At 74.8% G+C, this 7977-nt stretch carries 9 protein-coding genes; 1 reads left to right on the top strand and 8 read right to left on the bottom strand.

Annotated elements, in window-relative coordinates; all coding sequences use genetic code 11:
- The 8 genes from ACJOT3_RS29720 to ACJOT3_RS29685 form a co-directional block, all read right to left on the bottom strand.
- The coding region (locus ACJOT3_RS29720; RefSeq protein ID WP_406976446.1) for a M20/M25/M40 family metallo-hydrolase at positions 1-546 on the bottom strand (546 nt) is incomplete at its 3' end.
- Positions 547-667: 121 nt separating this feature from the next.
- On the bottom strand, positions 668-1714 hold the full coding sequence (locus tag ACJOT3_RS29715; RefSeq protein ID WP_406976445.1) for a 2-aminoethylphosphonate ABC transporter substrate-binding protein: 1047 nt from the start codon (positions 1712-1714) through the stop codon (positions 668-670).
- Positions 1715-1738: 24 nt separating this feature from the next.
- On the bottom strand, positions 1739-2536 hold the full coding sequence (locus tag ACJOT3_RS29710) for an ABC transporter permease (RefSeq protein ID WP_406976444.1): 798 nt from the start codon (positions 2534-2536) through the stop codon (positions 1739-1741).
- Entirely contained in the window at positions 2523-3440 is a 918-nt protein-coding gene (locus ACJOT3_RS29705) for a 2-aminoethylphosphonate ABC transporter permease subunit (protein WP_406976448.1), read from the bottom strand. Before ACJOT3_RS29705 ends, ACJOT3_RS29710 begins: the two co-directional genes overlap by 14 nt.
- Positions 3441-3526: 86 nt before the next feature.
- Positions 3527-4588: an ABC transporter ATP-binding protein gene (locus tag ACJOT3_RS29700; RefSeq protein ID WP_406976443.1), complete on the bottom strand. Its 1062-nt coding sequence runs from the start codon at positions 4586-4588 to the stop codon at positions 3527-3529.
- 3 nt (positions 4589-4591) lie between these two features.
- Entirely contained in the window at positions 4592-5266 is a 675-nt protein-coding gene (locus tag ACJOT3_RS29695; protein WP_406976442.1) for a phosphonatase-like hydrolase, read from the bottom strand.
- Positions 5263-6381, bottom strand: a complete 1119-nt coding sequence (locus ACJOT3_RS29690) for a TIGR03364 family FAD-dependent oxidoreductase (protein WP_406976447.1) — start codon at positions 6379-6381, stop codon at positions 5263-5265. Before ACJOT3_RS29690 ends, ACJOT3_RS29695 begins: the two co-directional genes overlap by 4 nt.
- A gap of 138 nt (positions 6382-6519) precedes the next feature.
- A complete protein-coding gene (locus ACJOT3_RS29685; RefSeq protein ID WP_406976441.1) occupies positions 6520-7299 on the bottom strand; it encodes a GntR family transcriptional regulator in 780 nt (259 codons plus the stop codon).
- 114 nt (positions 7300-7413) lie between these two features.
- Here ACJOT3_RS29685 and ACJOT3_RS29680 point away from each other — a divergent pair, with 114 nt between their 5' ends.
- Entirely contained in the window at positions 7414-7959 is a 546-nt protein-coding gene (locus ACJOT3_RS29680; protein ID WP_406976440.1) for an EF-hand domain-containing protein, read from the top strand.
- Positions 7960-7977: the final 18 nt, after the last annotated feature.

Raw genomic sequence — 7977 nt, 5'->3', positions numbered from 1 at the left:
GTCGGAGATGACGGCGACGTCGCAGTCCAGGCGGTCGCGGTTGGCCTTCATGAGTTCGGCGAAGTGGACGGAGCCGGACTCCTCCTCGCCCTCGACGAGGAGCTTGACGGTGACCGGCGGGGCGTCGGCGCCGGAGGCGGCCAGGGCGGCGCGCAGGCCCAGGGTGTGGAAGAGGACCTGGCCCTTGTCGTCGGAGGCGCCGCGGCCGTACAGGGAGGTGCCGCGCTCGGTGGGGGTGAAGGGCGGGGTGTCCCACTCCTCGATCGGGTCGACGGGCTGCACGTCGTGGTGGCCGTAGACGAGGACGGTGGGGGCGCCGGGGTCGGCGGCGGGCCACTCGGCGAACACGGCGGGCAGGCCCGGGGTCTCCCAGACCTCGACGGTGGGGAAGCCGGTGGCGGTGAGGTGGTCGGCCAGCCAGCGGGCGGAGCGGCGCACGTCGTCGTGGTGACCGGGATCCGCGGAGATCGAGGGGATCGCCAGCCACTCCTTGAGGGAGGAGAGGAACTCGTCCCGGTGGGCCTCGATGTAGGTGCGTACGTCCATCTTCGTGTCCTCGTTTCGACGTCCTTGTCGTTTCCGACCTTAGACCTGGCCGGACGTACCGGCGCCCGCCGGGAGCCGGTCGCGGACGGACCGGCCCGGCGGGCGCGGGCGGCACGGCCGGTCAGCCGCCGGTGGCCGCCTCCCAGGCGTCGAGGTAGGCCGGCAGCTCGGCGTCGACGACCTCCCAGTCGGGTTCGAAGACCGTGACGCCCTCCAGCAGCGCCGCCAGCTCCTCGGCCTCCGCGCCCTCCGGTTCGACGTCGCCGCGCGCCGGGAAGCCGCCCGCCACCGGGGACACCCGCCGCTGGGCGCTCTCGCTGAGCAGGAAGTCGATGAGGGCGCGGCCGTTGTCGGCGTTGGGCGCCCCGGTGAGCAGGCCCGCCGTGTAGGGCAGGGCGAACGTGGTGGGGGCGCCGCCCGCCTCCACCGCCGGGAACCAGATGCCGATGTTGGGCATGGTGCGGGACTGGGCGTAGTTCATCTGCACGTCGCCGTTGGCCACCAGCAGCTCGCCCTTGTCGACCTTGGGCCCCAGGGCGCCGGTGGAGGAGGACGGGCCGACGTTGTTGGCCTGGAGTTCGCCCAGGTAGTCCATGGCGGGCTCCAGGCCGCCGAAGTCGTGGACCGCCTGGATGACGACGGCGGTGCCGTCCCCGGCCACCCCGGGCGTGGAGTACTGGAGCCTGCCCTCGAACCTCGGGTCGAGCAGGTCCTCCCAGGTGGCGGGCGGTTCCGGCAGTTCCTCGGTGTTGTGGATGAGGCAGAAGTAGTTGTCCACGATGGACGTCCACTTCCCGTCCGGGTCCTTGGTGCCGACGTGCTCGGCGCCCTCGGGCACGTACTCCTGGAGCAGGCCCAGGCCGTCGGCCTGCTGGATGAACGGCGGCAGGGTGACGATGACGTCGGCCTGCGGGTTGGACTCCTCCCGGGCGGCGCGCTGCACCATCTCGCCGGAGCCGCCCTCCACGTACTGGACGGAGATGCCGGTCTCGGCCTCGAACTCGGCGAAGAGCTCGTCGTACCAGCCGGTGCCCTCCTCGTTGCGCAGGCCGTCGGCGGAGTAGACGGTGACGGTGGGGCCGGCCTCGGCGGCGCCGCAGGCGGTCAGGCCCGCGGCCAGGCCCAGGGCCAGGGTGGCGGCGACGGCCGCACGGATACGGGTGGTCATGGTGAACCTCTCGGTCGGGGGATCTCAGCGGAACGCCGCCCGGGTGCGGACCCGGGACAGCAGCAGGAGGACGGCCAGGGTGGCGGCCATCAGGACGAGGGCGGAGGCGGCCCCGGCGAAGAGCGCGCCCCGGTCGGTGGCGGCGAAGATGCGCACCGGGAGCGGCAGCCAGGACGGCGGGTAGAGCATCATCGTGGCGCTCAGCTCGCCCATGGACAGGGCGAAGCAGAGCCCGGCGGCGGCGCTCAGCGAGGGCAGCAGCAGCGGCAGGCGCACCCGCAGCAGGACCCGCAGCGGCCGGGCACCCAGGGAGGCGGCCATCTGCGCGTACACCGGGTCCAGCCGGGTGAGCGCCGCCGACACCGACTGGTAGGCGAACGCGGTGACCAGCACGGTGTGGGCGACGATGACGATCGTCTGCGTGCCGTTGAGCAGCAGCGGCGGGCGGCTGAACGCCACCAGCAGGGCCAGGCCCACCACCACGGTCGGCACCGCGACGGGCGTCATGAACAGGGCGTCCATCAGGGCGCGGCCGCGGCGGCGCAGGCCGTCGGCGGCCAGGGCCGCCCAGGTGCCCAGCACCAGCGCCAGCGCGCTCGCGACGGCGGCGGTGGCCAGGCTGACCCGCAGGGCCTCCAGGTTCGGCCCGCCCAGCGCCCCGGCGACGTGGTGCGCGGTCGGTCCCGAGGGCAGCACCCCGCTCCAGGAGGTGGAGAACGCGGCGACGGCGATGACCCCGAGCGGCAGCAGGAACAGCGGCGCGACGACCAGGGCGAACAGCGCCCACACGGTCAGGCGGGCGGCGCGGCTATGCACGAGCACGGTCGGCACCTCCCCCCAGGCGGGCGGTGAGGGCCCGGTAGACGAGGTAGAGGGAGACCGACAGGGCCGCGTTGACCACGGCGACCACGCAGGCGGTGGTGTAGTCCGCGCGCAGGATCGCCGAGCTGTAGACGAGCATCGGCAGGGTGACGACGTCCTTGGCGCCGGTGAACAGCACGATCGCGAACTCGTTCAGGCACAGCACCAGGACCAGCGCTCCCCCGGCGGCCAGGGCGGGCAGCGCCTCGGGCAGGATCACCGACCGCACCACCCGCAGCGGGCGGGCGCCCAGGGAGGAGGCGACCTCCAGGCGGGCGGTGTCGATCTGCCCGAACGCGGCCAGCAGCGGGCGCATGACGAACGGGGTGAAGTAGGTGACCTCGGCCAGGATCACGCCCCACGGGGTGGCCAGGAACCGGAAGGGCCCCTGGTCGGCGCCGGTGACGTCGGTCCACAGGCCGTTGGCCATGCCGACGGTGCCGTAGACGAACAGCAGCGCCAGGGTGATGAGGAAGGACGGGAAGGAGAGGTAGGTCTCGATGAACCGGGCGGTGGCCCCGCTGCCGGGGAACGGCACGAACGCCACCACCAGGGCGAGCAGGAAGCCCAGGACCAGGCAGCCGGCGGTGGCGGTCACCGCGATGGACACGGTGGTGCCCAGGGCCGAGCGGAAGCGGTCGGAGGCCAGCACCTCGGCGTGGTGGGCGAGGGTGAGGCCGCCCGCGGGGTCGGTGACCGACTCGGCGGCCACCAGCAGCAGCGGGTAGAGGAAGACGGCGGCGAGCAGCAGCACCGGGGGCACCGCCCACAGCAGGGCGGTGGCGCGCCGGGGCGGGCGGGCCTGCGGCGGGGCGGCGGGGCGGTCCGGGGTCCCGGGCAGGTCCGCCGCGTCCCCTGTGTTCACCGGGTCCACGGCGGCGGGGCGGGTCCGGGTCGGGTCGGCGGCGGGCGGCCCGACGGTCGCCGGGGCCCGATCGCGGGCGGGGGCCATCAGGCCGCCTCCTCGGGTTCGGGCTCCAGGAGCACGGCGTCGGCGCGGGTGAAGCCCAGGGCGATCGGCGCGCCCGGGGCGGGCGGCTCGGCCATCTCCCGGAGTTCGGCGGTGACCGGGTGGCCGTCCACCAGGGCGGTGATCCGGTGCACGGAGCCGCGCCACTGCACGTCGGCGACCTGTCCGCGCAGCGTGTACTCGGCCCCGCCCGGCACCACCCGGTGCGGGCGCAGGCACACCCGCAGTTCGGCGCCCTCCCCCGCGCCCGCCGGGAGTTCCTCCGGGGCGGGCTCCCAGGCGGTGCCCAGGCAGTGGACCCGGCCGCCCTCCAGGCGGGCGGGCAGCAGGTTGGCGCCGCCCACGAACCGCGCGGTGAACGCGGTGCGCGGCCGGGCGTACAGCGCCCGCGGGGTGTCGTACTCGCGCAGCCGGGCCCGGTCCAGCAGCGCCACCCGGTCGGCGAGGGTCAGGGCCTCGCTCTGGTCGTGGGTGACGTAGAGGACGGTGACGTCGGGCAGCTCCCGGTGCAGGCGGGCCAGCTCACCGAGCATGTCCGAGCGCAGCCGGGCGTCCAGCGCCGACAGCGGTTCGTCCAGCAGCAGCACCTTGGGGCGGATGGCCAGGGCGCGGGCGATCGCCACCCGCTGCTGCTGGCCGCCGGAGAGTTCGCGCGGGTGGCGGCGGGCGTAGCCGGTCATGCCGGTCATCTCCAGCGCCCCGGCGACCCGGCCGGGGATCTCCCGGCGCGGGGTGCCCTGCGCCTTGAGCCCGAAGGCGACGTTCTGGTCGACGCGCAGGTGCGGGAACAGGGCGTAGCTCTGCACCACCATCCCCACGCCCCGGGCGTAGGGCGGCAGGTCGGTGACGTCGCGGCCGCCGAGCAGCACCCGGCCCGAGGCGGGGCGGACGAACCCGGCGACGGCGCGCAGGGCGGTGGTCTTGCCCGACCCGGAGGGCCCCAGCAGGGCGGTGAACTCCCCGGGCTCGACGGTCAGGTCCAGGTCGTCCAGGACGACGGTGTCTCCGTAGGCGACGCTGACGCGGTCGAAGCGGATGCCCACGGGTCAGCCCTCCCCGGGGGCCAGGAGCGCGGGCAGGCCGTCCACTCCGGGCAGGACGTGGGCGGCACCGGCGGCGCGCAGGGTGTCGGCGCCGTGGGCGCCGGTGAGCACCCCGGCGACCAGGCCCGCCCCGGCGTTGATCCCGCTGCGCACGTCCGATGCGGTGTCGCCGACGACGGCGACGGCGGCCATCGAGGAGACCCGGGCGCGCAGGGCGGCGGTGAGGACCATGTCCGGGTGGGGGCGGCCGCGGCCGCCCGTGTCGGCCGGGCACAGCACCAGGTCGGCCAGGCCGGTCCAGCCCAGGGCGCGCAGGATGCGCTCCTGGGTGTCGCGGCCGAACCCGGTGGTCAGGGCGACGGTGCGGCCCTGGGCGCGCAGGCGGCGCAGGGTGTCCTCGGCGCCGGGCAGCGGCGCGCACAGGCCGTCGTCGACCAGGCGGGCGTAGGCGTCCTCGAAGGCCCGGTTGGCCGCCCGGGCGCGGTCCTCGTCGCCGCCGGTGAGGTGGCGGAACACGGTGATCTTGGACTCGCCCATGGTGGCGCGGACGTATTCGAGGTCGGCGGCGGTGTGTCCGGGCAGGGCGGCGGCGAAGGCGCGTTCCACCAGGCCGTCGTCGGCGACGGTGGTGCCGGCCATGTCGAGGGTGACGAGTTCGATTTCCGTGGTGGGGGTCATGACCATCCCAGTTCGTCGGCGGTGGTCTCGGCGATCGCCGGGGAGCAGGTCATGCCGCGCCCCCCGGGACCGGTGACGAGGTGGACGCCGTCGGCGGCGGCGGCGCGGTGGACGATCGCGGCGGGGTCCAGGCACTGGGCGTAGACCCCGGCCCAGCGGCGGCGGATCGGCGGCATCGGCCGGCCGAGCAGGCGGGTGACGACCCCGGTGAGGTGGTCGTAGGGGTCCTCGGCGGTGTCGAAGGAGAAGGGGGCGTCGTACTCGTGGGTGTCGCCGATGGTGAGCGAGCCGTCGGCGCGCTGGACCATGAGCAGCTGCATCGCGTGTTCGGCGGGGACGGGGCCCTGCGGCTGGGCGGCGTTGAGGGCGTCCAGCTCCGGGCCGCGGTAGGCGGGGTAGTAGCGGAAGCTGTCGCCGTCGGCCACGGAGGTGGTGAGGGCCTCCCCCAGCGGCGCGGTCTGCGCCATCTGGAGGCGGACCCGGCGCACCGGCAGGTCCGGGACGAGTTCGCGCACCAGGCCGCCCAGCCAGGCGCCGGTGCACAGGACGACGGTGTCGCCGCGGTGGACCTCGCCGCGGTCGTCGCGGACGGCGGCCGGTCCGGCCAGGTCGCGGACCTCGCGGCCGGTCAGCAGGGTGTAGCGGCCGCTGCGGGCCAGCTCGGCCTGGAGGGCGGCCTGGGCGGTACGGGGTTCGACCTGGGCGTCGCGGCGGCACCACAGGGCGCCCAGCAGGTCGCCGCGCAGGGCGGGGTTGACCTCGCGGACGCGGGCGGGGTCGAGGAGTTCGTAACCGCGTTCGGCGGCCTGGGGGCCCACGGCGGCGGCCTCGGCGACGGCCAGTTCGTGTTCGGTGGCGGCGACGGTCAGGGAGCCGGAGGGCCGGAAGCCCAGGGTGGGAACGCGTTCGGCGATCTCCTCCCACAGCAGGCGGGAGCGCTGTGCGGCGGCCAGCTCCGCGCCGGGGGCGCGGCCGCCGACCCAGACCAGGCCGAAGTTACGGACCGAGGCGCCGCGGGCGGCGTCCTCGCGTTCGATGTGGACGACCTCGTGGCCGCGGGAGACGGCCTGCCAGGCGTGCATGGTGCCCAGGACTCCGGCACCGACGATGATCACTCGCATGGCCACGAGCGTGGTCGGCGCGGGTGGAGCGGACCGAGCAGGGCGGAGACGGGCCGGTGAACCGGCGCGAAACTTTGGACTAGACCCGTTATCTTTTCGTGATGAAAAAGCGGGGCGGAGGCCCCGTGCGCGTCAGCGGCCGTCGCCGGACAGGTGCGCGCTGAAGCTGAACCGGTCCCCCCGGTACAGCGACCGCACCCGCTCGAACGGCCGCCCCTCCCCGTCCCGGGAGACCCGGTGGATGAGCAGCATCGGCAGCGCCGGCGGGGTGCCGATGAGCAGCGCCTCCCGGGGGGTGGCCAGCACCGTCTCCAGGCGTTCGTCCGCGTCGCCGAACACGATGCCGACCTTCTCCGCGAGGTAGCCGTAGAAGGTGGAGTCGGGGTCGAACTCGGAGTCCAGCCCAGGCACCCGGGACACCGGGATGTAGGTCGACTCCAGGCCCACCCGCTCGTCGTCGGCGAGCAGCACGCGCTCCATGTGCCAGACGGGTTCGCCCGCCGTGAGGTCCAGCTCCCCGGCCAGGCCCTCGGGGCAGGGCCAGCTGCGCAGCTCCACCAGGGTCCGGCCCGGGCGCAGGCCCTGGCGGCGGACGCCCTCGGTGTAGCTGGCCAGGGACAGCGGCTGCTCCAGCTTGGGTCCGGCCACCACCGTGCCCCGGCCGCGGCGGCGCAGCCTGCCCTCCAGCAGCAGGTCGCGCAGCGCCTGGCGGACGGTCTCGCGGGCGGCGCCGAAGCGTTCGGCGAGCTCCCGCTCGGTGGGCACCGCCTGGCCCACCGCCAGCCCGTCGACCAGCTCCGTCAGGCGGATCCGGACGGCGTAGTACTTGGGCACCCGGCCGTGCTCGGGCACACCGGCCCGGACGGGGGCGCCGCTGTCCTGGGGGATTCCTGGGCTCGGCACGCAGGACATTGTCCACGATCGGGATGAACGGGCCGCCAACAGCGCGCGGAGGGAACCTTTTCGGCACCATGGGACTCACAGGACGGGGAGGGAACCACCCGCCCCACCGATGGGAGGCACCACGTGAGCATCACCCCCTCCGAGGCGATCATCGCCCGGTTCAACGAGCTGTTCGACGTGCTCGACACCGACGGGGACAAGCACGCCACCTGGGCGGACTACCAGCGGTTGGTGGACCGGTACATCACCGGGTACACGCTGGACCCGACCGAGCCCAAGGCGCACGCGATCGAGACGGCCTACCGGTCGCTGTGGGACCAGCTGGTGCGGCACTCCGGCGCCCAGGACCGGCTGGAGCGGCAGGAGTTCATCGCGGCCATGCACGCGGCGTCGGAGGACCGCAGCCGGTTCAACGCCGCCGAGGCGGTGGCCGAGGCCGTGTTCGACCTGCTGGACGAGGACGGCGACGGGCGGATCAGCCTGGAGGAGTTCCTCGTGTACGCGGCGGCGCTGGGCGCGGCCGAGGGCGACGCCCGCACCCGGTTCGAGCACGTGGACACGGACGGGGACGTGCACATCAGCCGGGAGGAGTTCGTGCTGTCGGCGCGGGAGTTCCTGTTCGGCGAGGACACCCGGTCCCCGGGCGGGTTCGTCTTCGGCGTGGTCTGAAAGCCCCGCACGCGGGGG

This window comes from Nocardiopsis protaetiae, from assembly GCF_045446735.1.
Classification (GTDB): Bacteria; Actinomycetota; Actinomycetes; order Streptosporangiales; family Streptosporangiaceae; genus Nocardiopsis; species Nocardiopsis protaetiae.
This window is presented reverse-complemented; position numbering and strand designations above follow the sequence as displayed.